This window comes from Ectothiorhodospira marina, assembly GCF_900109495.1.
Lineage (GTDB): Bacteria > Pseudomonadota > Gammaproteobacteria > Ectothiorhodospirales > Ectothiorhodospiraceae > Ectothiorhodospira > Ectothiorhodospira marina.
The window spans coordinates 1-24,280 of the sequence record NZ_FOAA01000015.1 but is presented as its reverse complement, the minus strand read 5'-3'; the positions used below and the strand labels follow the sequence as shown (position 1 = coordinate 24,280).

The window sequence follows — 24,280 nt, the reverse complement described above, 5'->3', positions numbered from 1 at the left end:
CGTTCCCCGACCAGCCACGCAAGCGGCCCATTCTAGTCTTGTGACAGTTTCGGTGTGAACCCTGCTTCCCGAAAAAGTTCATCCAGGCGGCGCTGGGGCAGGCGGACCTGAAGGCGCCAGCCGCCGCTTTCGGTGACCTCCTCCCGCTCCACCGCATCCATCTCGAACAGCCCGGCCCGTTCGCGCCCCGCCGTGGGTGGCAACTCCAGCCAACCACTGACAATGGACTCGGCATAGTGCGCGGCCAGCATTTCCAGCAACGCATCCACCCCTTCACCGGTCTGGGCCGACAGCCATACTCGGGCCGGCTCTCCATGGTCAGCGGGTTCGATCCGCGGTGTCGCCCCCGGGATGAGATCGATCTTGTTGAACACCAGGATCTGCGGCACCTCCCGGGCACCGATTTCCTCAAGAACCTGATTCACCTGCTCCCTGTAGGCATCCCGCTGTGCGTCATGGGCATCCACCACGTGCAGCAGCAGAGAGGCCTCGCGGGTTTCGGTGAGCGTGGCACGAAAGGCTGCCACCAGATCATGGGGCAATTGCCGGACGAAACCCACCGTATCGGCGAGGATCATTGCCTGTTGCGAGGGAAGTTCCACACGCCGCAGGGTCGGGTCCAGGGTGGCGAAGAGTTGATCAGCAGCGTACACGCCCGCCTGGGTGAGCCGGTTGAACAGGGTGGACTTGCCGGCATTGGTGTACCCCACCAGGGAGATCGTGGGCACCTCGGCCCGCAGTCGCGAGCGCCGGCCCTGCTCCCGCTGCTGTTCCACCTTCTCCAGACGACGGGTGATCTGCTTGATGCGCACCCCCAGAAGTCGCCGGTCGGTTTCAAGCTGAGTCTCACCCGGACCACGCAGACCAATGCCCCCCTTCTGACGCTCCAGGTGGGTCCAGCCCCGCACCAGCCGGGTGGACATGTGGCGCAGCTGGGCCAGTTCCACCTGCAACTTGCCCTCGTGGGAGCGGGCACGCTGGGCAAAGATGTCCAGGATCAGCCCGGCACGATCCAGAACACGACACTGGAGGAGTTTTTCCAGGTTGCGTTCCTGACTGGGGGAGAGCGGATGATCGAAGATGGCCACCTCCGCCTCTTCACGCTTCACCAGATCGCGCACCTCCTCGGCCTTGCCACTGCCCACGAAATAACGCGGATCCGGCGCCTTGCGGCTCCCGGTGATCAGGCCGACGGGCTCGGCCCCGGCCGAGCGCACCAACTCCATGAACTCGTGGCAGTCCTCGTCGTCATCCTGGGCAGGAAGATTCAGGTGAACCAGTACGGCACGCTCGCCGCTGCGGGGTCTCTCGAACAAGATGGGGCTGACACCTCAGTGCATGAAATGGGACGGCGCCACCCATGGGGGGCGCGCCGGGCAGGATCAGGACGGATGATCCTGATCGCCATCATCGGCCATGGCCATCTTGACCGGCCGGGACGGCACAATCGTGGAAATGGCGTGCTTATAGACCATCTGGCTGACGCTGTTCTTGAGCAGCACCACGAACTGATCGAAGGAGTCGATCTGACCCTGAAGCTTGATGCCATTCACCAGATAGATGGAAACCGGAATGCGTTCCTTGCGCAGGGTATTGAGAAAGGGTTCTTGTAGTGTCTGCCCTTTTGACATGGCTTGCTCCCGGGTTGGGTCATCTTTGTTGTGGTTCCGACAACCGGGCCATCGGCCCGACGGAACGGTGATTCTAGCATATGGCTTCCCACCGTTATCGGAGGCAGTTCACATGCGCCGCCACCGCCCGAAATATCCGGGCATGATCGAGCGTCTCGGGATCATACCGGCAGGTTTGCGGATAGCCTCGCAACCAGGTCATCTGGCGCTTGGCCAATTGACGCGTGGCGGTAATGGCCTTTGAGACCATGACCTCCTGATCCAGTTCACCCTCGAGACAGGCCCAGGCCTGGCGGTAACCCACGGCGCGGATGGAAGGCATCCGCGGGTTCAGGTCACCGCGTGCCCGGAGGGCGCGAACCTCGTCCATGAAACCCGCCTCCAGCATGGTATGAAAGCGCTGCGCAATGCGCTCCCTCAAACGGGCACGATCCGCCGGCATCAGGGCCAGGCGCAGGACATCATAGGGGAGTTGCGAGACCTGGGGCTGGGCGTGGAACGCGGACAGGGGGCGCCCGGTGAGCTCAAATACCTCCAGGGCACGCTGCAGTCGCTGCGGGTCATTGGGATGGATGCGTGCCGCCGAAGGGGGATCCACCCGAGCCAGGACCTGATGCACCCCCTCCCAGCCCACGTCCGCGGCCAGGGCATCGATGCGGGCACGCACCGCAGGATCGGCATCGGGCAAGGTGTCCAGACCAAAGTCCAGGGCCCGGAAATACAGCATGGTTCCCCCTACCAACAGGGGTACCCGCCCACGGGCGGTGATCTCCGCCATGAGTGCCAGGGCGTCGTCACGAAAACGCGCCGCGGAGTAACTCTCGGCCGGATCCAGAATATTCACCAAGTGATGCGGTGCTGCCCGCAGCGTCTCCGGGGTGGGTTTGGCCGTACCCACATCCATGTCCCGATAGATCATGGCCGAGTCCACGCTGATGATCTCGCAGGGCAGGCGCCGCACCCAGTCCACCGCCAGCGCCGTCTTGCCGGTGGCGGTGGGGCCCATGAGGAAGATCGCCGGGGGGGCAGCAGGTGAACTTGTCCCGCTCACCTAACGCCCTCGCATGAACAGACGGTCCAACTCGGCCATGGACAGGGCCACCCAGGTGGGGCGGCCGTGATTGCACTGGCCGCTGCGTTCGGTGGCCTCCATGTCCCGCAGCAGGGCATTCATCTCCGGCAGGGTCAGGCTCCGGTTGGCGCGTACCGACCCATGGCAGGCCATGGTGCCCAGCAGGGCATTGATGTGTTCCTCCACCCGCGTGGACTGACCATGGACATGAAGATCGGCAATCACATCCCGCACCAGGGCCGCGGCATCCCCTCCCACCAGCAGACTGGGGACGGCCCTGAGGCGTAACTGCTCCGGCCCACTGCGGTCGACCTCCAGGCCCAGACTGGCAAACGCCTCCTGATGAGCCTCGGCCAGGTCCGCCTCGGCGCGACTCACCTGAAGGGTCTCGGGAATCAGCAGGGGCTGAGACTTGACCCCCTCACCCCGGTAGGCCTTTTTCAGACGCTCATAGGTGATGCGCTCGTGGGCCGCGTGCATGTCCACCAACACCAATCCCTCCCGGTTGCGGGCAAGGATATACACCCCATGGAGTTGGGCCAGGGCAAACCCCATGGGGGGTTCATCCGTGAGGGATTCCTCTGGACTGGGGGGAGTGCCGCCCGCTTCCCCCCCGGTTGCGAGGGTCGTTGCGGGGTCGACGGCTGGCACCGTATCCGGGTGCAGGCGGCCATAGGCCTCCATGGACTCAGCCACGTTCAGCGGCAACCGGCCCTGCCGCCCACCCCAGGCGGCGGGTGCCCCGGATGGCCGGGCGTGATCCGCCTGCGATCCGGCATGCGCTGGTGTGTCGTCGGGGGCCTGGGTCTTGGGCACCTGGGCTTGACCCGCGTGTCCGGCCTGGCCGACGCGCGATGGCTCGGTGGACGAAACCGCTTCCGCGGTTGCCGCGGCCGGCCCGGTGAGCCCTGGCGATGCACCGGGGCGCAACGCCCCCAGCGCCCGGTGCAGACTGCGGAAAAGGAAATCATGCACCAGGCGGGACTCGCGAAAGCGCACCTCATGCTTGGCCGGGTGGGCGTTCACATCCACCAGGGCCGGATCCAGCTCCAGAAAGAGGACATAGGCCGGGTGCCGGCCATGATAGAGGACGTCCTGATAGGCCTGGCGCACTGCGTGAGTCACCAGCCGGTCGCGCACCATGCGCCCGTTCACATAGAAATACTGCAGATCGGCCTGACTGCGGGAAAAGGTCGGCAGGCCCATCCAGCCCCACAGGCGCAGCCCGGCGCCCTCCTGCTCCATGAAGGCCGCCTGCTCCAGAAAGGCCTCGCCACAGATCTGCCCCACGCGACGATCCCGGGCTGCCGCATCCTCAGCCAGGGGCAGGCGCAGGGTGGACTTGCGGTTGTGATTGAGATCAAACCCCACATCAAAACGAGACAGTGCCAGCCGGCGGACCACCTCTTCCAGGTGGCCGTACTCAGTGCGCTCGGTGCGCAGGAACTTGCGTCGCGCCGGAACGTTGAAGAACAATTCCCGCACATCGATGGTGGTGCCCACCGGATGTGGCGCCGGTTCGGGCGCCTCGAACCGATCGCCACCATCGCCTTGCAGGGACCAGCCGCTGTCGTCGCCCGCCACGGCAGAGGTCAGTGTCAGCCGCGATACCGAGGCGATACTGGGCAGGGCCTCCCCCCTGAAGCCCAGGCTCCCCACCCGTTCCAGGTCATCCAGGCTGGCGATCTTGCTGGTGGCGTGCCGCGACAGGGCCAGGGACAATTGTTCCCGGGGGATGCCGCAGCCATCGTCCCGCACCCGGATACGCCGCGCCCCGCCCTGCTCCACGTCCAGCTGGATGCGCCGGGCACCGGCATCCAGACTGTTCTCCAGCAGCTCCTTGACCACGGACGCTGGCCGTTCCACCACCTCGCCGGCGGCAATCTGGTTGATCAGTTGCGGGGGCAGTTCATGGATGGGCACGATACCTTCACCCCCCTTGCGGGATTTCCAGGATCTGCCCCACGCGGATCATGTCGCCGTTCAGGTTGTTATGACGGCGCAGCTGCCCCAGAGAGACCTGGTAGCGACTGGCGATGGTGGAGAGGGTCTCACCGCTCTGGATCACATGACGACCGCGGCGACTCTCCGCCAGGATCGTGCCCGGCGGCGCATGCCGGGAAAAATAGTCCTGCAAGCCACCCAACAGGGCCTCGGCCGTGGACTGCTGGAACGCGGCGGTCTTGAGCTTGCGTTCCTCATGCGGATTCGAGAGAAAGGCCGACTCCACCAGCACGGAGGGCACGTCAGGGGAGCGCAGGACGGCAAAGCCGGCTCGCTCGACACGCGCACGACGCACCTTGCCCACCCGATGCAGTTCCCCGATGAGGGAGTCCGCCAGGGTATTGCTCGCCTCCAGGGTAGCCGTCTGGGAGAGGTCCAGCAGCACCGAGGCCAACACATCGTCCTTGTCGCTGATGGGGACGGCACCCAGTCGACTGTCGGCCTCATTCTCCCGTTGCGCCAGCCAGCGTGCTGCTTCACTGGTCGCGCCGCGCTCCGAGAGCATGTACACCGAGGATCCCTGGGCCCGGGCATCCGGTGCCGCATCCGCATGGATGGAAATGAACACATCGGCATGATTCTGGCGGGCCCGGTGGATGCGCTCACGCAGTGGCAGGAAATAATCGCCGGTACGGATCATCACCGGCTTCATCCCCGGCTCTCGCTTCACGAGTGCCTCCAGGCGCTTGGCAATGGCCAGCACCACGTCTTTCTCATAGGTACCGCTCGGGCCGATGGCGCCAGGATCCTTCCCCCCGTGCCCGGCATCAATCGCCACGATCACATCACGGGAACGGGGCCGTTCCTCGCCCACCGCCGGAGATCCGGCGGCCCCCTTGCCCTCCTGCTGCAGATCGATCACCAGGCGATGCCCACTGTCATCGGTGGGTCGCAGCAGAAAACTGCGGGGATTGGCGGGACGACTCAGATCCAGCACCACACGCAGATCCTCCTCGTTCCGGGGCGCGTGCCGCACACCCTCGAGGGGGCCCACGGACTCGGCACGCAACCTCAGTTCGCCGGTCAGCCGGGCCTTGCGCATGTCGATCACGACCCGGTCCGGGTCGCTCAGGGTGAACAGGGCATGGTCCACGGGCCCTGACAGATCAAACACCAGCCGGGTGACTTCGCCGTCCACGGAGGTGCGCAGGGACTGGACACGGGCCTGGCTTCCAGCCAGGGCGGCGGATGGCCACCACCCACCGGCCACGGTCATGCCCGATGCGTACAAAAGGCACTGCAAGAACCGCCGCCGTCTGGCCTGATTGATCGAACCGGTCACGCCCCTGACCCCCATAAAGAGAAGCTGCCACACTATAGTGTGGCTGAAACAGGATGGATTGCAAGCCCGAAAGATCTGTAATATTAGCCAGATAGCCGTTCATTTTCGGGTGGATTCTCGAGAAGGCGTGCCATCCAGCGCCTCCCGACATCGCTACCGGCCGTTAAAGCCAACCGCCGCCCGCCCCCCTGGGGTGTCAGGCTCAGCACCAGATCCGGGACAGGCAGCCACCCCGCCCCCTGGCTCGGCCACTCCACCAGGGCCAGGGTGGCATCGTCCAGATCCTCCCGCAGGCCCAGGTATTCCAGCTCCTCCGGATCGGCCAGTCGATACAGATCACAGTGCAGGATACGACGCCCACCGATCTCGTAAGGTTCCACCAGGGTATAGGTGGGGCTTTTCACCGGACCATGGTGCCCCAGGGCCCGCAGGAAGGCCCGCACCAGGGTGGTCTTGCCAGCGCCCAGATCCCCCTCGAGAAAGACCAGCCCACGCTTCGGGCTGGTGGACGCCAGACGAGCCCCGAAGGCTCGGGTGGCTGATTCGTCGGGCAATGCTTGAATCATGGGTTCACCGTGGGTCGCAGGCAGGCCAGGAGATCCGTTGCCAGCAGGCCGCGCTCGCCACCCACGGCGGCTCGATCCGCCGCGGCGGCATGGACGCAAACGCCCAGGGTGGCCGCAGCCTCCAGATCAGACAAGGCCCTGTCCTGCCAGTGACTCGCCGGCGGCAGTCCCTGGGCCATCAGGCCGGCGATCACCCCGGTGAGCACATCCCCCATCCCGCCGCTGGCCATGCCCGGATTGCCCGCATCACAGAGTTGCCGGCCTGATGGCCCCTGGATCAGGGAGCCAGCCCCCTTGAGCACACAGACGCCGCCATAGCGCTGCCCCAGGGAGGCGGCAGCCGTGGGACGATCTCCCTGCACCTGAGCGCCATCCAGCCCCAGGAGCCGGCCCGCTTCGCCGGGGTGGGGCGTCAGCACCCAGTCATCCCGACGCAGCGGCGTGGTCGCCAGCAGGTTCAGGGCATCGGCGTCCACCACCAATGGACCCTGCCATTGAGTCACCCGTTGCCACAGGGCCTGTCCCCACGGTCCCTGCCCCAGCCCCGGCCCCACCGCCACCACCGAAGCCTTGTCCAGCAGGGCATCCAGGTCCGCCGGATGCTCAACACCGTGGCACATGAGCTCCGGGCGCGCCATGGGAATCAGCGCCGCATGCGCCGGATGGGTGGCCACACTCACCAGCCCCGCCCCCACCCGCGCCGCGGCCTCGGCCGCCAGACGCACGGCACCCGGCATGCCCGCATCGCCGCCCACCACCAGCACATGACCAAAATGTCCCTTATGGGCACCCCGGGAACGCCGCCCCAGGGACTGCAGGTCAGCACCGGTCCAGCGCCAGGCAGCGGGGACCTGGACGCGGCGCACCGCAGCAGGTACGTCAAGATCGTTGTAGTGAACAGGGCCGCAGTGTTCGGGTCCCGCGCCAGTGAACAACCCCTGCTTGAGCCCGATGAAGGTCACCGTAGCCCATGCCTGAACGGCACAGCCCATCACGGCGCCGGTATCCGCATTCAGGCCCGAAGGGATATCCAGGGCCAGCACCGGGGCCGGGGAGGCATTCATGGCCTGCACCCATTGCGCCATCTCACCTTCCACAGGCCGCCCCAGCCCCGTGCCAAGCAGTCCATCCACGATCACATCAGCGCCCGCCAGGCCCCGTGCGTCCCCACCCCGGGGAGACGGACTGCAAGCCTGCCAATCCCGCCAGGCCCGTGCAGCATCCCCCTGCAAGGCCCGGGGATCCGTGGCCGCCACCAGGCGAACTTCCAGCCCGGCCTCCCGGGCCAGGCGGGCCACCACATAACCGTCGCCCCCGTTATTGCCTGGACCGCAGACCACGGCGATCACCCGGGCCACTGGCCACCGCGCGCGCAGCACCGACAGGCTGGCAGCGCCGGCCCGCTCCATCAGGGTGTACCCGGGAATGCCATGATCCTGGATGGCGCAGCGGTCCATGTCGCGCACCTGTTCAGCGGTATAAAGGGCGGTGGGAAGCATCGGGGTGACTCTCAAGGACAGGATCGATGGAACGTCAGACAGGCAAGGGGGCTCGTCGTCTGCAAAGATACAGGAGGAAAAGCCGCCAGTGCCAAGCCTGGATGCCATCCCCGACCTCGCGGTGCCCTCGTACGGGCGCTTCGCGAAGCGCCCTCGCGGCCCCATGGAGAATCCCCGCCGAACCGTCGATGCCGGTGATCCCGTTCGGGTCCATTGTGCCAGCCATGCCTTGATCCGCCTGTATCCTGGCTTGCCTCCTGTCGTATGCTGTGCGCTGCGTCGCTCTCGTCCCGTCTTTGGCCATGCCCATCCCCCCTCACCTCTCCCCACAGACCCTCGCCGACCAGGTCAAGACCTGGGGCCAGGCGCTGGGGTTTGATGCCGTGGGCATCACCGACACGGACCTGAGTGCACACGAGGCCCACCTGCTCAACTGGCTGGCACAGGGCCGCCACGGCACGATGAACTACATGGAGCGCCACGGCACCCTGCGTGCGCGCCCCCCGGAACTGGTGCCGGGCACCCTGCGGATCATCTCCGTGCGCATGCCGTATCTGCCCGCCGGGGCTCGGGATGCCTGGGAGGTGCTGGAACAGTCGGAGGCGGCCTTCATCACCCGCTATGCCCTGGGGAGGGACTATCACAAGCTGATGCGCCGGCGTCTGCAGTCCCTGGCCACGCGCATGGAAGAGGCCATCGGCCCCTTTGGCTACCGGGCCTTCGTGGACAGTGCACCGGTCCTGGAGAAGGCCCTGGCCGAGAAGGCGGGCCTGGGATGGATCGGCAAGCACACCAACCTGCTCAGCCGCGAGGCCGGCTCCTGGTTCTTTCTGGGGGAACTCTACACCGACCTGCCGCTGCCGGTGGACCCGCCGGGGGCCGAACACTGCGGTCGCTGCCGGGCCTGCATGGATGTCTGCCCGACGGGGGCCATCGTGGCGCCCTTTGAGCTGGATGCCCGACTGTGCATCTCGTACCTGACCATCGAGCACCCCGGGCCGATCCCCGAACCCCTGCGCCCCCTCATGGGCAACCGCATCTATGGCTGCGATGACTGCCAGCTGGTCTGCCCGTGGAACCGCCGCGCCGCCCTGGGGGCGGAGCCGGACTTTGAGGCCCGCCACGGGCTCGACGATGTCTCGCTGGTGGAGTTGTTTGCCTGGGACGAGGCCACGTTCCTCAAGCGCACCGAAGGCTCCGCCATCCGTCGCATCGGCCATGAGCGATGGTTACGCAACCTGGCCGTGGCCCTGGGAAACGCCGGGCCCTCCAGGGAGGTGACGGCTGCCCTGGAGGCCCGCGCGGGGCATCCCTCGGAGCTGGTACGGGAGCATGTGCGGTGGGCGCTGGAGCGGTTGGCCAAGTGAAGCCTCGTGCCCGCCGCTCCCTCATCACTCTCCCGGATATTCCGCCAGCAACGCCTCTACATCCTCCACCATCGATCGGGACCCCACATAGAACGGCACCCGCTGATGCAGATCGTCGGGCTGGATCTCCAGGATGCGACGGACCCCGTCGCTGGCCTTGCCGCCGGCCTGCTCGGCGATGAAGGCGATGGGGTTGCACTCGTAGAGCAGGCGCAACTTGCCCTTGGGCGCCTTTTGGGTGGAGGGATAAAGGAAGATCCCACCCTTGAGCAGATTACGATGGAAATCCGAGACCAGAGAGCCGATGTAGCGGGAGGTGTAGGGGCGATGGGTGTCCGGGTCCACCACCTGGCAGTACTTGAGGTATTTCTTCACCCCTTGGGGGAAATGGGCATAGTTGCCCTCGTTGATGCTGTAGAGGGTGCCCGTCTCGGGAGTCATGATGTTCGGGTTGGACAGGCAGAACTCACCAATGGTGGGGTCCAGGGTGAAACCGTGCACCCCCTTGCCGGTGGTGTAGACCAGCATGGTGGAGGAGCCGTAGATCACATAGCCCGCGGCCACCTGCTCGGTGCCCGGCTGCATGAAGTCCGACAGGTCCGGATGCTCGCCCCGCTCCGTGACGCGGCGGTAGATGGAGAAGATGGTGCCCACCGAGACATTCACGTCCAGATTCGAGGAGCCATCCAGCGGGTCCATGCAGAAGACGTACTTGGCGTCCCGAGAGAGGCCATCGTCAAACACGGTGATCTCCTGATCCTCCTCCGAGGCGATGGCGCAGCATTCCGAGGTGGCCCGAAGGGCGGCAATGAAGTGATGATTGGCGAACAGGTCCAGCTTCTGCACATCCTCGCCCTGGACGTTCACATCTCCGGCCCGGCCCAGGATGTCCACCAGACCCGCCTTGTTGATCTTCTTGTTCACCACCTTGGCGGCCACCCCCACATGGTGCAGCAGGCGGGACAACTCACCCTTGGCATAGGGAAAATCGGCCTGCCGCTGTATGACAAACTCGTTGAGGGTGGTGATGTTGTAACTGTCTGTCGCCGTTGTCATCATTTTGCCCGTATGAATGCCATGAAATGGGCTCAGGATATACCAAGCAGCCCACGGGTAAAGCCATCAGAGCGATTCCCTCAGCCCGAAGCGGTCACCTGGAGAGGGTGCATTGACGACGCAGAAGATGTTGCAATGCAACACCACCGGTCCAACCCGGTCTACAATCCAACCGACTGACACACGAACGGATACATCACCATGAGCGAATCCCAGGACACCACTGCGCCCGCGCCACCCAAGCCGCAGCCATCCCTGTGGCGTCCAAGGCTGGGCCTGGCACTGGGCCCGATCGTCTTTGCCACCATGCTGCTGCTGGGCCCGCCCGGCGATATGGCACCCGAGACCTGGGCCGTGGCGGCGCTGACGGCATTGATGGCCATCTGGTGGGTCAGTGAGGCCATCCCCATCCCGGCCACCGCGCTGCTCCCGGTGACCCTGCTGCCCCTGCTGGGCGCCAGCACCATCTCCGAGGCAGCGGCGCCCTACGCCAATCCCATGGTCTTCCTGTTTCTGGGCGGCTTCATGATCGCCCTGGCCATACAGCGCTGGAACCTGCACCGACGTATCGCCCTGTTGATCCTGGGCCTGGCGGGCAAGCGTCTGGATCATCTGGTGGCCGGCTTCATCGCCGCCACTGCCGGGCTGAGCATGTGGGTGAGCAACACCGCCACGGCGGCCCTGATGCTGCCCATCGGCATCTCCGTGCTGGTGCTGCTGGAGGACAAGGGCGTCGAGAGCGGACAGATCCGCAACGTGGGCCTGGCCCTGCTCCTGGGGATCGCCTTTGGCGCCAACATCGGCGGCATGGCCACCCTCATCGGCACGCCGCCCAACGCCCTGCTGGCGGCCTACATGACCGAAAACTACGACGTGAACATTGGCTTTGTGCAGTGGATGATGGTGGGCCTGCCCCTGGCCATCACCCTGCTGATCATCACCTGGTGGGTGCTGTGCCGCTGGGCCTTCCCGGTCTCACCACGGCCGGTCGAGGGCATTGAAACCCTGCTGCAGCAGCAGCGCTCGCAACTGGGTGCCATGACCGCGCCGGAAAAGCGGGTCGCCCTGGTCTTTCTGGGCGTTGCCCTGGCCTGGATCTGTCGTCCCCTGCTGGAGAAGGCCTTCCCCGGCATGGCCATCACTGATGCCGGCATCGCCATTGCCGGCGCCCTGGCCCTGTTCCTGATCCCGGCCAATTTCAAGCGCCACCAGTTTTTGCTGGACTGGGAATCCACCCGTCAACTCCCCTGGGGCGTGCTGGTCCTGGTGGGTGGTGGCCTGAGCCTGGGCACTGCCATCGGCACCAGCGGCCTCTCGGACCATGTGGCCACGGCCTTGAGCCAACTCAGCAACTGGCCTACCTGGACCCTGGTGGGTGTCGTGGCCCTGAGCGCCATGCTGCTCAGCCATGTCACCAGCAACACGGCCACGGCGGCCACGGTGCTGCCGCTGGCCGCTTCCCTGGCGGTCTCCCTGGGTCATGACCCGCTACTGCTGGCCATCCCCGTGGCTCTGGCGGCCTCCTGCGCCTTCATGCTGCCGGTGGCCACGCCCCCCAATGCCATCGTCTTCAGCAGCGAGCGCATCACCGTGCCGGACATGGTGAACGCGGGGTGGCGTTTGAGCCTGATTTCGATCGTGCTGGTCACCCTGGCGGTCTTCGGGCTGGCCATGCCCCTGCTGGGGGGCGGGGCATAGACCATGGTTTTCCCTATTTTTTCTCGTAGGGGCGCTTCGAGAAGCGCCCGGCGGGGGCAGCCAATATCATCACCCCCGCCACAAGCTCGTTGACCCCGGGCACACCGCGCGGGCCGTTCGCGAACGGCCCCTACGGAGTCAGTTGTCTCCTTGGAAGCCCGGAGTCTCGCCGCTGCAGCGTTTCAAGCTCATTGACCTCAGGCACACCGCGCGGGCCGTTTGCGAACGGTCCCTACGGAATCAGTTGTCTCCTTGGAAGCCCGGAGTCTCGCCGCTGCAGCGTTTCAAGCTCGTTGACCCCGGGCACACCGCGCGGGCCGTTCGCGAACGGCCCCTACGGAGTCAGTTGTCTCCTTGGAAGCCCCCAGGTTCGCCGCTGCAGCGTTTGTAGTAGTTGATCAGGCCATTGGTGGAGGCATCATGCCCCTCCACCGGATCCGGGTCGCGCAGCTCCCGCAGCACCGTGCGGGCCAGTTGCTTACCCAGTTCCACGCCCCACTGGTCGAAGGAATTCACGTTCCAGATAACCCCCTGCACGAAGATCCGGTGCTCATACAGGGCAATGAGCGAACCCAGGGTGCGTGGTGTCAGGCGCTCGAACAACAGGGAATTGCTGGGCCGGTTGCCCTCGAAGACCCGGTGCGGTGCCAGTTCCGTGATGCGCTCCTCCTCCATGCCCGCGGCGCGCATCTCCGCGCTCACCTCCTCCAGGGTGCGCCCACACATCAGGGCCTCGGTCTGGGCGAAGAAGTTGGACATGAGGATGGCGTGATGCTCGCCCAGGGGGTTGTGTGACCGGCAGGGGGCGATGAAATCACAGGGCACCAGCCGCGTCCCCTGATGGATCAACTGGTAGAAGGCGTGCTGGCCATTGGTGCCCGGCTCCCCCCAGATCACCGGCCCCGTGTGCCAGGACACGCGGCGACCCTGGCGATCCACCGACTTGCCGTTGCTCTCCATGTCCCCCTGCTGCAGATAGGCGGGAAAACGGTGCAGATACTGGTCGTAGGGCAGGATGGCCTGGGTATGGGCGCCGAAGAAATTCACATACCACACACCCAGCAATGCCATGATCACCGGCAGGTTCTGTTCCAGCGGCGCGGTGCGAAAGTGCTCGTCCATGGCGTGGGCGCCCTCCAGCAGCTCCTCGAAGCGGCCCATGCCCAGATAGAGGGCAATGGGCAGACCGATGGCCGACCACAGGGAATAGCGCCCCCCCACCCAGTCCCAGAACACGAACATGTTCCGCGGGTCGATGCCAAAGTCACGCACCTGGGGCTCGTTGGTGGACACCGCCACGAAATGCCGGGCAATCGCCGACTCATCCCCCAGGTGCTCCAGGAGCCAGGCCCGGGCGCTATGGGCATTGGTGAGGGTCTCCTGGGTGGTGAAGGTCTTGGAGGCGATCACGAACAGGGTGGTCTGCGGGTCCACCCGCGCCAGGGTCTCGGCCAGGTGAGTGCCGTCCACGTTGGAGACGAAATGCATCGTCAGGCGCTCGTGTCCGTAAGGGCGCAGGGCCTCGCAGACCATCAACGGCCCCAGATCCGAGCCCCCGATGCCGATATTGACCACATGGCGGATGGGCTGGCCGGTATGCCCCGTCCAGGCCCCGGAGCGCACCTGCTCCGTGAACTCCCGCATCCGGGCCAGCACCGCCCGCACCCCGGGCATGACGTCCTCACCGTCCACCGTCATCGGCCGGTCGCTGCGGTTGCGCAGGGCGGTGTGCAGCACCGCGCGGCCCTCGGTGGCGTTGATGGCCTCGCCCGCGAACATGGCCTCCCGCCACTGGGGGACGCGCGCTGTGCGGGCCAGCCCCATGAGCAGATCCATCGTCTCCTCGTTGACCCGGTTCTTGGAGTAGTCCAGCAGCATGTCCTCGAACTGCACCGTGAAGCGCTGAAAGCGCTGCGGATCACGCTCGAACAGCGTGCGCATGTGCACGTCGCGGATCGCCTCGAAATGGCTCTCCAGGGCTTGCCAAGCCTGGGTCTTGTTGGGGGAGTGCGTGGTCATGGGGTGTCCCGGGATGGATTGAGAGCGTTTTCGACAAGATACAAGAGGCGGGTGACAGCGGCAAAACACCCACCCACCCCCTCAACGGTTCACCCGTCCATCGTTATTTCTTTATGATGGGAGACAACATCAACCACCATCAGGGAGCCATGCCCGCGTCACGCACCAACGGACGGGGCAGACACCACCATGCGCATCCTCTTCGCTTCCAGCGAGGCCCACCCGCTGATCAAGACCGGCGGGCTGGCAGACGTGTGCGGCAGCCTGCCGCCAGCCCTCAAACGACTGCGGCACGATGTGCGGCTCATATTACCCGCCTATCCCACGGCGGTGGCGGCCGCTGGCAAGATCAGCCCCGTGGCCGAGTTTCCGATCCCTGGCAGCGATACCCCGGTACGCATCCTGGAGGGGGTGCTGCCCAAGACCCGGGTCAAGCTCTACCTGGTGGACTCCCCGCTGCACTTCGACCGGGCCGGCGACCCCTACCGGGCCTCGGACGGTCGTGACTGGCAGGATAACCACCTGCGGTTCGGGGTGTTTGCCCGGGCCCTGGTGAAGCTGGCCATGAATCAGGCCGGTCTGGATTGGGCACCGCAGATCCTGCACTGCAACGACTGGCAGACGGGCCTGGCCCCCGCACTACTCAGCCAGCACCCCAATCGGCCGGCGACGGTGTTCACCATCCACAACCTCTCCTACCAGGGGTTATTCCCGCGTCATGCCATGGAGGACCTGATACTGCCGCCGGAATTCTGGGATCTTCACGGGCTGGAATACCATGGCCAGCTCTCGTTCATCAAAGGCGGTCTGGTCTTCGCCGACCATCTCACCACCGTGAGCCCCACCTACGCGCGGGAGATCCAGACGGCGCAGTTCGGCAATGGCCTCGACGGCCTGCTGAACGCCCGGGCCCACGATCTGACGGGCATCATCAACGGTGCCGACTATCGACACTGGGACCCGAGCAAGGACAAACTGCTACCGGCCCGTTACGACGTGGACAACCCAGCGGGCAAAGCCATCTGCAAACAGCGGCTACAGGAACGCCTGGGTCTGGAGGTGCTGCCGGATCGGCCCCTGCTGGTCCATGTGGGCCGCATGGTGGCCCAGAAGGGCGTGGACCTCATCCTGGCGGCCTGCGAGCCACTGCTGGCCGCTGGCCAGATTCAGCTGGCCATCCTGGGCAGTGGTGACAGGAACCTGGAGGCCCGCGCCCGGGCCATGGCCTCACGCCACCCCGGACGCATGGGTCTGCAGGTCGGTTACGACGAGGGCCTGGCCCACCAACTGGAGGCCGGTGGGGACATCTTCCTGATGCCCTCGCGCTTCGAGCCCTGCGGCCTCAATCAGATGTACAGCCTGCGCTACGGCACCCTGCCCCTGGTGCGCCGCACCGGTGGGCTGGCGGACACGGTGGTGGACACCCATGCCCAGACCCTGGCCGAGGGCACGGCCACCGGCCTCGTCTTCGAGGCACCCACCATCGAAGCCCTGAGCGAGGCCATTGGCCGGGGGCTCTCCCTGTACCAGGACCAGGCCCAGTGGAGTGAACTCATGCACCGGGGCATGACCCAGGAATTCAGCTGGGACCGCAGTGCCCAGGCCTACCAGGAACTCTACCGGGAGTTGACCCGCTGATGACCCAACCGCCAGATCGCGTACAGGACAGCAGCCCTGGGGACAAACCCCTGAGGGCGCGCGTGAAACTCTTCGGCAAGCTGCTGGGCAACATCATCCGACGTCTGGAAGGCCCGGAGGTCTTCCGTGCCGTGGAAACCCTGCGGCGCGGTTTCGTCGCCCTGCGCCAGCAGGAAGACCCGGAGAAGCGCGCGCGCCTGATGCAGCTGATTGACGAGTTGGACCCAAACCGTCTGGAAACCATCATCCGGGCCTTCAGCATCTATTTCAGTCTCGCCAACCTGGCGGAAGAGGATTTTCTTTACCGGGAGCGTCGGCGCCAGGTCACGCGGGGCGGCCCCCTGTGGCTGGGTTCCTTTGACCATACGGTGCGGGAATTCAAGGCGGCCGAGGTCAGCCCCGAGCGGTTGCAGTCCCTGCTGGAGCAGGTGAAGTACATGCCCGTGTTCACCGCCCATCCCACCGAGGCGCGACGACGCACCATCATGGAGGCCCAGCGCCGCATCTTCCTGGCCGCCGAGCCCCTCAACAGGGGGCGCATCGGCCGCGAGGAGCGACGCGAGGTGATTCGTCATCTTGAAACCCAGATTCAGGTGCTGTGGCGCACCAACGAGGTACGGGTGACCAAGCCCGAGGTCCTGGACGAGATCAAGTACGGGCTGTTCTACTATGTGGAGAGCCTGTTCACCGCCGTACCCCTCACCTACCGGCTGCTGGAGAAGGCCATCCGCCGTACCTATGGCACGGACGAGGCAGGACGACCCACGGTGCGTATCCCCAGCCTGCTGCGGTTCGGCTCCTGGATCGGCGGTGATCGGGACGGCAACCCCTACGTGACCCCGGCGGTCACCGAGAAGGCCTGCCGCCTGGCCATGGAACAGGTGCTATCGGAGTATCTCAGGCGGGTGCACGACCTGCGCTTCGTGCTGACCCACTCCTCTCTCATGTGCCAACCCACCCAGGCCCTGATGGACAGCCTGGCCGAGGATGACAACATTGCCTCGGTGGTTTTCCGGGAGGGGCTCAATGAGATGAAGACCGAGCCCTACCGTCGCAAGCTGTACTTCATCCGCCACCGGCTCTCCGAGACCCTGAACACCGTGCGCCGCCGCCTGGAGGGCGAGACCGCCGTACTGCCGGGCCGGTCCGCCTACCACGGCCCCGAGGGCCTGCTAAGGGATCTCTATGTGATCCGCGAATCCCTGGAAAGCCATGGCGACGGCAATATTGCCGGTGCGGACCTGACCGATCTCATCCGCCTGGTGGAGACCTTCGGGTTCCACCTGCATCACCTGGACCTTCGCCAGGAATCGCTGGTGCATACGGCCGCCGTCGCCGAAATCCTGGCCAACGCGGGCGAGGAGGCCGATTACAACGCCCAGGATGAGTCCACGCGTCTGGCCTTGTTGGGACGCCTGCTCACCCGAAATGATCTGGCCTACGATCCCCAGGCCCTGTCGGAGGAGACACGCCAGACCCTGGACGTCTTCCACACCATGGCCCGATTGCGCGAAGAGGTGGGTGGCGACGGCATTGGCACCTATGTCATCTCCATGACCCACGCCGCATCCCATGTCATGGAGGTGATGCTGCTGGCCCAACTGGCGGGGCTGGCCTGCCTGGGGCCTGGGGAGGGTTCCAAGGCCGATGTCTGTCATGTACGGGTCTCGCCCCTGTTCGAGACCATCGAGGATCTGCATCACGTGGAGTCAGTGCTGACTTCCCTGCTGGGTGATCCGGTCTATGCACGCCTGCTCAAGGCCTCCGGTAACCGTCAGGAGGTCATGCTGGGCTATTCCGATTCATGCAAGGATGGCGGCATCCTGGCCTCTGCCTGGAACCTCTACGCGGCCCAGCGCAAGATCATCGACATCACCCAGGCCCATGGCGTGGAATGCCGTCTGTTCCATGGCCGGGGCGGCACCATCGGCCGGGGCGGTGGCCCCACCCACGAATCCATCATGGCCCAGCCGCCCGGCACCGTGCAGGGCCAGATCAAATTCACTGAACAGGGGGAGGTGCTGTCGTATAAGTACAGCAACGTGGAGACTGCGGTTTACGAGCTGAGCATCGGCGCCACCGGCCTGATCAAGGCCAGCCGGGGCCTGATCGGCCAGGGTGGCCAGGATAACCCCGACTTCCTCGGCGTGATGGATGCCCTCGCCAAGGGTGGCGAGCAGGCCTACCGGGATCTCACCGACCATACACCCGGCCTGCTGGACTATTTCTACGAGGCCACGCCCGTGGAGGAAATCGGCCGCATGAACATCGGCTCGCGGCCCTCACATCGGCGCAAGGCGGAGCGTTCCAAGAGTTCCATCCGGGCCATCCCCTGGGTGTTCGGCTGGGCCCAGTCCCGGCACACGGTGCCCGCCTGGTACGGGATCGGCACGGCCCTGGAGACCTGGCACGGCGATGACCCCGAACGGCTGGCTCAACTGCAGTCCATGTACCGGGAATGGCCCTTCTTCCATTCCCTGCTGTCCAACTGTCAGATGTCCTTGTCCAAGGCCGACATGGGCATTGCCGAGGAATACGCGGAGTTGTGCCAGGATCAGGACCAGGCTCAGCGGATCTATCAGGTCATCCGCGACGAGTACCAGCGTACGGTGGCTCAGGTGCTGGCGGTCTCGGGCGCTGGCTCTTTGCTGGAGGAAAACCCCAGGCTGGCCCTGTCACTGACCCGCCGTGACCCCTATCTGGATCCGCTCAATCACATCCAGATCATCCTGCTGCGCCGATATCGGGCACTGCACGCCCAAGGCGAGAAGGCGGAGGATCCCTGGATATCACCGCTGCTGCGCTCCATCAATGCCATTGCCGCGGGCATGCGCAATACCGGTTGACCAGCGGACAGAAAAAACCGATAACTGATAGACAGTTAGGAGGTAAAAAACTGGCACCGGCGGGAGAAACAGCCATACTTAGGCGTGGTCGGTGCCATCGTCCAGAAAGGCCATGCGACCGCCATAGTGCACCGGTCGGGTGCGATCAGGCGTGGCCTCGAACAGGATTTTCACCTCCGTGAGGGTGTTGCCATCCAATCGCCCCCGGATCAGCCGCGTGGTGTTGGCCCTTGGCTCCCCTACGGCCTGTGTCAGAAAAAGGTAGGGGTGTTGTTCGAACTCGGGAGGGGGCAATACCTCCAGCAGGCCCCCCTGACCGCGCACGAAGGAGTCGGGCACGCCCTCCACAGGCGCCGCTAAAAGCTGCCCATTCTCAATCACCCGCAGGCGCCCTGCCCGTTCGGTCACCAGTATGCGACCATCCGGCAGAAAGGCCAGGGACCAGGGATGCTCCAGCCCCGAGGCGACCATCTCGATCCGGTAGTCCCCGGCCAGGAGCGGGGCGCCAGCAGCATCAGGACCAGAGGTAATGCCTTCATCCGTCGCGTGGTCATGGCGGCACCGTGATTTCGCTCGGATTCCCTGCAAGAATACCCATGCAAGGCCTTGAGGGCCATCACGGCAGCAGCATCATAGGGGGTAGGATGCCATGCAGCGAGTCAAGACGGCTCTAGCGTGGTTTGCGGGGCTCATCCTGGCCACATTGCTGGGCAGCATCATCCAGACGCAGTTCAACTTGGCCATGATCCAGGCACTGGGAGCCCCGATGAACGGGTCCTTGCGACTGCAGAGCACCGCCCACGACCTGCTAAACTTTGCCCCCACATACGGGGTTTTGGTGGTGGCCGCCTTTCTGATCGCCCTGCCCGTCAGCGGCCTGTTGGCGCGACTGTGGCCAGAAGCCCGCACCCTGCTCCACACCCTGGCCGGGGCCATCGGCATTGCGGTCGCCCTGGTGATCATGAACCACCTGCTTCCGGTCACCATGATCGGCGCATCAAGATTTCACACGGGTATCCTGGCGCTGTCGCTGGCCGGTGCCCTGGGCGGGCTTTTGTTCGCCTGGACATCGCGCTCGAGCGCGCAGGCGGCTTGAGCAAGGGGCATTGGGCAACTTTTTGCTACCTTGAGTCATGAAGGGAAGGTTCGATGGCACTTGCAATGACCCTGCTGAAGGCGTTCGGATCGGTCGTCCTGATCGCAGCTGTGACCGGGATCGCAATGGGGCTGAGGGGTAGCACGCGGGATGGCCGCAGCACGCAGGCGGTCTGGGACGCGTTACTGACCCAGCGAGATCCCATGCCCGAATCCTTCGATCCGATCATGGTCGCCGATCTGCCAGAGATCGCGCAGCGCTACTTCGCCAGCGCCATCTCGCCAGGCACACCGCTGCATGGGGTGGCGCGACTGGAGATGGAAGGCTCGCTGATCCTGAACGGCCGCAAGATGCCCATGCACGGCGACCAGATCATTGCCCCCCCGCGCGGGTTCGTCTGGCGCGCTCGTGCCGGCTCGGGCTGGATCCGCTTTACCGGGTCGGATGGGTATCGGGCAGGCCAGACGAGTTGGACCCGGTTCTGGCTGTGGGGTGTGCTGCCAGTTGCCCGCGTTGTTGACACCGAAGACCATGCCCGGGCCGCTGCGGCGCGGATGGTGATGGAGACCGTGTGGTCACCAGCCACCCTCCTACCGCAGTTTGGCGTGGTGTGGAGGCAGACGGCACAGGATCAGGCGGAGGTCCGCTTCGCGAAGGTGCCGGAGGTGGAGCCCATTCACCTCACCCTCGACGCCTCCGGCCAAGTCCTGGAGATAACCACACAGCGCTGGTCGGATGCCAATCCGGACCGGACCTATCGTCTACAACCCTTCGGCGGGCGGATGCTAGCGCACGCCACCCATCAGGGCTTCACCATCCCCACCATGATGGAGATTGGCAACCTCTACGGTACGCCCGACTATGCCCCGTTCTTTCGGGCTCGCCTCACCAGCGTGAAATTCTGAACGCCGGCTCACGGATCATTCGCCCATCGTAGATCTGCCGCTGTGGCTTCCGGTCGGTAATCGCCCGGAACAGCTCATCGCATCGGAGAGCCCGACTGCGGTCATCCATGCTGATCGGTGTCGTCGGCGATGCAGTTCGCATTTTTACAATCCATTCCACCCTCCTCTTTCTATCCTCAGGACTTCAAACAGATCAAGGGTAGAGCAATGAAATTGAGTTTGCAGCAGTGCATGGTCTTTGTGGGTAGCATCGGCCTGGCCATCCCGGCCCTGGCAGATCAAGGCAACGTTCAGTTGGGTTGGGTGGTTTCCGCTAATACGAGCTATTACCAGGATGTAGGGGATGAGTTTCATCAACTGCCCTTGATCATCGCCGAGTATGACCAATTCTATTGGCAGGCTGTACGTGGCGGTTACCGCTTCTTCAACGGCGAGAATCACCAAGTGGCTGTAGAGGTGCGCCGAACCTTCGATGGCTACGAGAGCGATGACAGTAGTGCGCTAGCCGGAATGGCCAGGCGTTACGGTGCCTGGGAGGCAGGCGTTGCCCATGAATTTGGCCTGTTGGGTGGGCAATTAACCACCCAAATCATGCAGGACGTCTCTGTCAAACATCAAGGCACTTCGGTACGTGTGAATTACGAGCGCCCCCTCCTTATAAAACCGACTTATCTCGTCACTTGGTACACCGGTGCCGAACACTGGGATAGAGATAAAACCCACTATTACTTTGGTGTTCGACCGGGTGAGGCCACGGCCGCAAGACCGGCATACCGTGCCGATTCCAGTCATATCCTTATTGCTGGCTGTAATGCCGTTAAGCAGTTGAGTCCACGACTCCTATTGCTGGTTTCCACCGAGTACCAGACATTCAGTGGGACCGTAAAAGAAAGCCCTCTAACAGAACGCCACGATGAGTGGGCTGCCCATGGCGGAATCTTTTACCAATTTTAAGGAGTCGAGCATGAGTTCCGCGTTCCGTTATCACCCTAAATTCTATTTCTTTACGGTACTGGTAACCACCACTGTTTTGTGGAGTGTCGGTGGCTACATGAGTTTTCAGCCTGAATGGCATGCCTTTTATATGGTGCCGATGCTGCCTGGTTTGATGATGCCAGCCATCATTGCGGCGCTTTTGATCTGGCGGCAAAGAGATCCGGCCATGGCAAAGGACTTTGTTCGCCGCTGCTTCAGCCTTCGACTGATCAACCCAGGGGTACTGTTTGGCACATTGCTGCTCATGCCGCTTTCGGTACTGATTGCCATCACGCTCTCTGTGCTGGCTGGAGGCTCTCCAGATCAATTCCAGTTTTCGGGAGCCTTCTCTTTTAGCACCGGCTTCATCCCTGTTCTGGCGTTGCTGTGGCTGGCGGCAATCTTTGAGGAGGTCGGATGGCGGGGCTATGGTTTTGAGAGCCTAGAAAAGGGACGGACCTTTTTGGCCGCGTCGATCATGTTTGGTGTGTTCTGGTCGCTCTGGCATCTGCCCTTGCTGTGGGTGAATGACTCCTATCAGTACGAGATCTTTCAGAAAAATCCTTGGTTTGCGGTTAACTTCTTTGTAGGCACTGTCATCCTGGGGGTGATTATTAGCTGGGTCTGTCACATCAATCGACGGAGCATCCTGGCGGCTGTCATCTTTCATTTTGTCATCAATATCTCTCAAGAGATGCTGAGCATGACTCAAGCAACCAAGTCCATTCAAACCCTGGTGCTACTGGTATTTGTGGTCATCATTGTTCTGCTTCAGAGGCCGCTTTTTCTGCGAAGAAAAGAGTAACCTGTGGCGTGCTCGAAAACCTTGCGGCAGGGCCTGGTTGCGAATTCCTGTTTGGCGCTCCAGGTTTTGTCATCGTTTTTCGATCGGCTCAATTGTAACCCGGCTCTACCAGTACCAAAGATATTGGCGCTCTTGATTCAGGTTTTGTTGAAGGTATTGAGTTGGCGTCATGCCGGTATAGCGTCTAAAGTCCTTTATAAAATGGGGCTGGTCATAGTAGCCGCAGTCACAGGCCAGTTGACTTAAACTAAGTGCCTGGCCTTTGGAAAGGGTTGCCCAGAGCATGTGGTGGGCTTTGTGAAACCTCACGTTGCTTTGCATCTGTTTAAATGTCATACCGCAGACATCGCGGTAGCGTTTTTGCAGCCAACGTTCGCTCTTGCCAGTCCGCCTGGCCAATTGGTCAAGTCGATCTTCCAATTCGGGAACACAGGGAGTGTTAGATTTACTTTTCAGTCTATTTTGGGTGATGATGTGATCGAGAAGGTAGCGTTCAGCAACCTCGACCATCTCCTGGCCCGTTTGAGCGGATTCCATCTCTTCCAGGATCAAGCTGCTAATCCTTGCGCCAACCAGATCGGGCAACTGCAGATCCTCCCACAGCAACTCATTAGGGGAGAGATTAAAAAGTTCATGCAAAGCGTTTGGATAAAGTTCAATCTTCAGATTTTTAATCGGCCGGGCCTGGCGGGTACTGGGGACTTGATAGATATCAAACCACCCCCCCAAACCAAGCTTGACGTAAGAGCGTTTGCCGATACAAACCGGGCCATGCTGGCCGAAACCGTGGTTCTCGCCGTGAATTTCGCTCAGCCCCCCATGAAACTCAAAATAGAGTTGTGTCATCAGCGTGGGGTAGGCGCGGGTGATCAGCTTGCTGTCATGCTCTTTTAGTTCTCCTACCGAATACGTGTAGCTGGCGATGTAGTGAGTCAGCAGGGGGTGCTTGGTGGCTTGCGAACCGTAATCTGCCCACGATTGATCCTCGCTTTGCTCGGCGAGAACTAAGAGTCTGTCACGTCCTTCCGTATGAGACATGGCATTCGGTCTGTGAGTGGCAGGTCGACTGTTAACTTTCTTAGCACATTAGGGCAGATCAGTACATCCCAAGTACGCGTCTACTCCCATAGGGGCCTGTCGTCAAACCGGCTGCGCGTTCGGTGGACCCGCTAGGGATCGCCCAAACGGTTGCCCACCCCGCTTTCCCGACGAAGTTGCAGGCGCTGGAACTGAAGGTTGTCGCCAAGGGCGTGGAGACCGGAGACCGTCAGCCCCTCCTCAATGACGAACTTGGTCTCGCCCAGGGTGAGGTTCGTGTTCCTCGGCTCAGCGGTTTGCCGCAGGCTTCCTTCCTTCAGATTCCACCTTGCGGTGGACACCCTTGCCGTCTTGGCTAACAGCTACTCCCAACTTCACTGTTCGGGACTCTGACATCCTCCCCGGCCTGAAGGCCGGAGATTCCTACGGCGCTCAGGCGCGGCATTGAGCCGCTCCTGAGTCGCTTCGGTGGGTTCCTGCTGCTGGCGACCCTACTGCATCGCTCACTTCACGGGCGAACCGGAGTAGTAGGCTGGGCCGCGGATGTTGTCGTGGCCATCAGGTAAGGCCAACTCCTGCTGTTCTTCCATAGGCTGTTCATCCAGGTGGTGTTTGAGGATGGATTCGATGTTCTTGTAGCGGCACGTCCCCAGCGTCAGCGCGCGTTGACAGGCGGCCTCCAACCGAGCATCACCAAACGTCTTCCCCAGGCGGAGGATGCCCAGACAGGAACGGTAGGCTTGCTGGGGGTGCTTTCGGGCACCCAGGGCGGTGCAGATGAGC

Annotated in this window: 20 protein-coding genes and 1 pseudogene; 8 read left to right on the top strand and 13 right to left on the bottom strand. The window is 63.6% G+C overall.

What is annotated here, in order from left to right; all coding sequences use genetic code 11:
- Positions 1-32: 32 nt before the first annotated feature.
- The 7 genes from hflX to BMY52_RS12125 all read right to left on the bottom strand — a co-directional run bounded on the left by hflX (position 33) and on the right by BMY52_RS12125 (position 8,054).
- Positions 33-1,316, bottom strand: a complete 1,284-nt coding sequence (gene hflX, locus BMY52_RS12155) for a ribosome rescue GTPase HflX (protein WP_090254794.1) — start codon at positions 1,314-1,316, stop codon at positions 33-35.
- 66 nt (positions 1,317-1,382) lie between these two features.
- Positions 1,383-1,631: an RNA chaperone Hfq gene (gene hfq / locus BMY52_RS12150; protein ID WP_090254792.1), complete on the bottom strand. Its 249-nt coding sequence runs from the start codon at positions 1,629-1,631 to the stop codon at positions 1,383-1,385.
- 94 nt (positions 1,632-1,725) lie between these two features.
- A complete protein-coding gene (miaA, locus tag BMY52_RS12145; RefSeq protein WP_090254790.1) occupies positions 1,726-2,637 on the bottom strand; it encodes a tRNA (adenosine(37)-N6)-dimethylallyltransferase MiaA in 912 nt (303 codons plus the stop codon).
- A 45-nt stretch (positions 2,638-2,682) separates the two neighbouring features.
- Positions 2,683-4,626, bottom strand: a complete 1,944-nt coding sequence (gene mutL, locus BMY52_RS12140; RefSeq protein WP_090254788.1) for a DNA mismatch repair endonuclease MutL — start codon at positions 4,624-4,626, stop codon at positions 2,683-2,685.
- A gap of 7 nt (positions 4,627-4,633) precedes the next feature.
- On the bottom strand, positions 4,634-6,004 hold the full coding sequence (locus BMY52_RS12135) for an N-acetylmuramoyl-L-alanine amidase (protein ID WP_425429238.1): 1,371 nt from the start codon (positions 6,002-6,004) through the stop codon (positions 4,634-4,636).
- Between the two features lie 68 nt (positions 6,005-6,072).
- Positions 6,073-6,555 (bottom strand): tRNA (adenosine(37)-N6)-threonylcarbamoyltransferase complex ATPase subunit type 1 TsaE, encoded by a 483-nt coding sequence (gene tsaE / locus BMY52_RS12130; RefSeq protein WP_090254786.1) that lies wholly within the window; start codon positions 6,553-6,555, stop codon positions 6,073-6,075.
- Positions 6,552-8,054: an NAD(P)H-hydrate dehydratase gene (locus BMY52_RS12125; RefSeq protein WP_090254784.1), complete on the bottom strand. Its 1,503-nt coding sequence runs from the start codon at positions 8,052-8,054 to the stop codon at positions 6,552-6,554. Before BMY52_RS12125 ends, tsaE begins: the two co-directional genes overlap by 4 nt.
- A gap of 302 nt (positions 8,055-8,356) precedes the next feature.
- Here BMY52_RS12125 and queG point away from each other — a divergent pair, with 302 nt between their 5' ends.
- Positions 8,357-9,421 (top strand): tRNA epoxyqueuosine(34) reductase QueG, encoded by a 1,065-nt coding sequence (queG, locus tag BMY52_RS12115; RefSeq protein ID WP_090254780.1) that lies wholly within the window; start codon positions 8,357-8,359, stop codon positions 9,419-9,421.
- A gap of 24 nt (positions 9,422-9,445) precedes the next feature.
- Here queG and fbp read toward each other — a convergent pair whose 3' ends face one another.
- Positions 9,446-10,477, bottom strand: coding sequence for a class 1 fructose-bisphosphatase (fbp, locus tag BMY52_RS12110; RefSeq protein ID WP_090254885.1), 1,032 nt, complete (start codon positions 10,475-10,477; stop codon positions 9,446-9,448).
- A 201-nt stretch (positions 10,478-10,678) separates the two neighbouring features.
- Here fbp and BMY52_RS12105 point away from each other — a divergent pair, with 201 nt between their 5' ends.
- A complete protein-coding gene (locus tag BMY52_RS12105; protein WP_090254778.1) occupies positions 10,679-12,175 on the top strand; it encodes an SLC13 family permease in 1,497 nt (498 codons plus the stop codon).
- Between the two features lie 342 nt (positions 12,176-12,517).
- Here BMY52_RS12105 and pgi read toward each other — a convergent pair whose 3' ends face one another.
- A complete protein-coding gene (gene pgi, locus BMY52_RS12100; protein ID WP_090254776.1) occupies positions 12,518-14,194 on the bottom strand; it encodes a glucose-6-phosphate isomerase in 1,677 nt (558 codons plus the stop codon).
- 189 nt (positions 14,195-14,383) lie between these two features.
- On the opposite strand from pgi, the gene glgA reads away from it, so the two are divergent.
- Both glgA and ppc read left to right on the top strand, forming a co-directional pair.
- Entirely contained in the window at positions 14,384-15,832 is a 1,449-nt protein-coding gene (glgA, locus tag BMY52_RS12095) for a glycogen synthase GlgA (protein ID WP_090254775.1), read from the top strand.
- Positions 15,832-18,678 (top strand): phosphoenolpyruvate carboxylase, encoded by a 2,847-nt coding sequence (gene ppc / locus BMY52_RS12090; RefSeq protein WP_090254773.1) that lies wholly within the window; start codon positions 15,832-15,834, stop codon positions 18,676-18,678. Before glgA ends, ppc begins: the two co-directional genes overlap by 1 nt.
- Before the next feature lie 78 nt (positions 18,679-18,756).
- On the opposite strand, the gene BMY52_RS12085 is transcribed toward ppc, so the two are convergent.
- A complete protein-coding gene (locus tag BMY52_RS12085) occupies positions 18,757-19,149 on the bottom strand; it encodes a PQQ-dependent sugar dehydrogenase (protein WP_090254772.1) in 393 nt (130 codons plus the stop codon).
- Between the two features lie 178 nt (positions 19,150-19,327).
- Between BMY52_RS12085 and BMY52_RS12080 the strand changes: the two genes are divergently transcribed.
- The 4 genes from BMY52_RS12080 (at position 19,328) to BMY52_RS12065 (ending at position 22,459) form a co-directional block, all read left to right on the top strand.
- Positions 19,328-19,774 carry a hypothetical protein gene (locus tag BMY52_RS12080; RefSeq protein ID WP_090254770.1) on the top strand — a complete coding sequence of 149 codons (447 nt, stop codon included), beginning with the start codon at positions 19,328-19,330 and terminating at the stop codon, positions 19,772-19,774.
- A gap of 53 nt (positions 19,775-19,827) precedes the next feature.
- On the top strand, positions 19,828-20,679 hold the full coding sequence (locus BMY52_RS12075; RefSeq protein WP_090254768.1) for a DUF6544 family protein: 852 nt from the start codon (positions 19,828-19,830) through the stop codon (positions 20,677-20,679).
- Between the two features lie 129 nt (positions 20,680-20,808).
- Positions 20,809-21,633 carry a MipA/OmpV family protein gene (locus BMY52_RS12070; protein ID WP_090254766.1) on the top strand — a complete coding sequence of 275 codons (825 nt, stop codon included), beginning with the start codon at positions 20,809-20,811 and terminating at the stop codon, positions 21,631-21,633.
- Positions 21,634-21,643: 10 nt separating this feature from the next.
- On the top strand, positions 21,644-22,459 hold the full coding sequence (locus BMY52_RS12065) for a CPBP family intramembrane glutamic endopeptidase (RefSeq protein ID WP_090254764.1): 816 nt from the start codon (positions 21,644-21,646) through the stop codon (positions 22,457-22,459).
- A 105-nt stretch (positions 22,460-22,564) separates the two neighbouring features.
- On the opposite strand, the gene BMY52_RS12060 is transcribed toward BMY52_RS12065, so the two are convergent.
- From BMY52_RS12060 to BMY52_RS12050, 3 genes and pseudogenes are all read right to left on the bottom strand, one after another.
- Positions 22,565-23,497: an AraC family transcriptional regulator gene (locus tag BMY52_RS12060; protein WP_090254762.1), complete on the bottom strand. Its 933-nt coding sequence runs from the start codon at positions 23,495-23,497 to the stop codon at positions 22,565-22,567.
- Between the two features lie 131 nt (positions 23,498-23,628).
- The gene (locus tag BMY52_RS12055; RefSeq protein WP_090254761.1) at positions 23,629-23,838 is read right to left on the bottom strand and encodes a hypothetical protein; all 210 of its coding nucleotides are present in this window, start codon (positions 23,836-23,838) and stop codon (positions 23,629-23,631) included.
- A gap of 162 nt (positions 23,839-24,000) precedes the next feature.
- Positions 24,001-24,280: pseudogene (locus tag BMY52_RS12050) on the bottom strand (IS21 family transposase); the annotation flags it as partial.

What these genes read in the sequence shown, in the direction of transcription:
- hfq (WP_090254792.1), bottom strand. Translation starts at nt 1,631, where the DNA reads ATGTCAAAAGGGCAGACACTACAAGAACCCTTTCTCAATACCCTGCGC.
- miaA (WP_090254790.1), bottom strand. Translation starts at nt 2,637, where the DNA reads ATGGGCCCCACCGCCACCGGCAAGACGGCGCTGGCGGTGGACTGGGTG.
- BMY52_RS12135 (WP_425429238.1), bottom strand. Translation starts at nt 6,004, where the DNA reads ATGGGGGTCAGGGGCGTGACCGGTTCGATCAATCAGGCCAGACGGCGG.
- tsaE (WP_090254786.1), bottom strand. Translation starts at nt 6,555, where the DNA reads ATGATTCAAGCATTGCCCGACGAATCAGCCACCCGAGCCTTCGGGGCT.
- BMY52_RS12125 (WP_090254784.1), bottom strand. Translation starts at nt 8,054, where the DNA reads ATGCTTCCCACCGCCCTTTATACCGCTGAACAGGTGCGCGACATGGAC.
- queG (WP_090254780.1), top strand. Translation starts at nt 8,357, where the DNA reads ATGCCCATCCCCCCTCACCTCTCCCCACAGACCCTCGCCGACCAGGTC.
- fbp (WP_090254885.1), bottom strand. Translation starts at nt 10,477, where the DNA reads ATGACAACGGCGACAGACAGTTACAACATCACCACCCTCAACGAGTTT.
- BMY52_RS12105 (WP_090254778.1), top strand. Translation starts at nt 10,679, where the DNA reads ATGAGCGAATCCCAGGACACCACTGCGCCCGCGCCACCCAAGCCGCAG.
- pgi (WP_090254776.1), bottom strand. Translation starts at nt 14,194, where the DNA reads ATGACCACGCACTCCCCCAACAAGACCCAGGCTTGGCAAGCCCTGGAG.
- glgA (WP_090254775.1), top strand. Translation starts at nt 14,384, where the DNA reads ATGCGCATCCTCTTCGCTTCCAGCGAGGCCCACCCGCTGATCAAGACC.
- ppc (WP_090254773.1), top strand. Translation starts at nt 15,832, where the DNA reads ATGACCCAACCGCCAGATCGCGTACAGGACAGCAGCCCTGGGGACAAA.
- BMY52_RS12085 (WP_090254772.1), bottom strand. Translation starts at nt 19,149, where the DNA reads ATGGTCGCCTCGGGGCTGGAGCATCCCTGGTCCCTGGCCTTTCTGCCG.
- BMY52_RS12080 (WP_090254770.1), top strand. Translation starts at nt 19,328, where the DNA reads ATGCAGCGAGTCAAGACGGCTCTAGCGTGGTTTGCGGGGCTCATCCTG.
- BMY52_RS12075 (WP_090254768.1), top strand. Translation starts at nt 19,828, where the DNA reads ATGGCACTTGCAATGACCCTGCTGAAGGCGTTCGGATCGGTCGTCCTG.
- BMY52_RS12070 (WP_090254766.1), top strand. Translation starts at nt 20,809, where the DNA reads ATGCAGTTCGCATTTTTACAATCCATTCCACCCTCCTCTTTCTATCCT.
- BMY52_RS12065 (WP_090254764.1), top strand. Translation starts at nt 21,644, where the DNA reads ATGAGTTCCGCGTTCCGTTATCACCCTAAATTCTATTTCTTTACGGTA.
- BMY52_RS12060 (WP_090254762.1), bottom strand. Translation starts at nt 23,497, where the DNA reads ATGTCTCATACGGAAGGACGTGACAGACTCTTAGTTCTCGCCGAGCAA.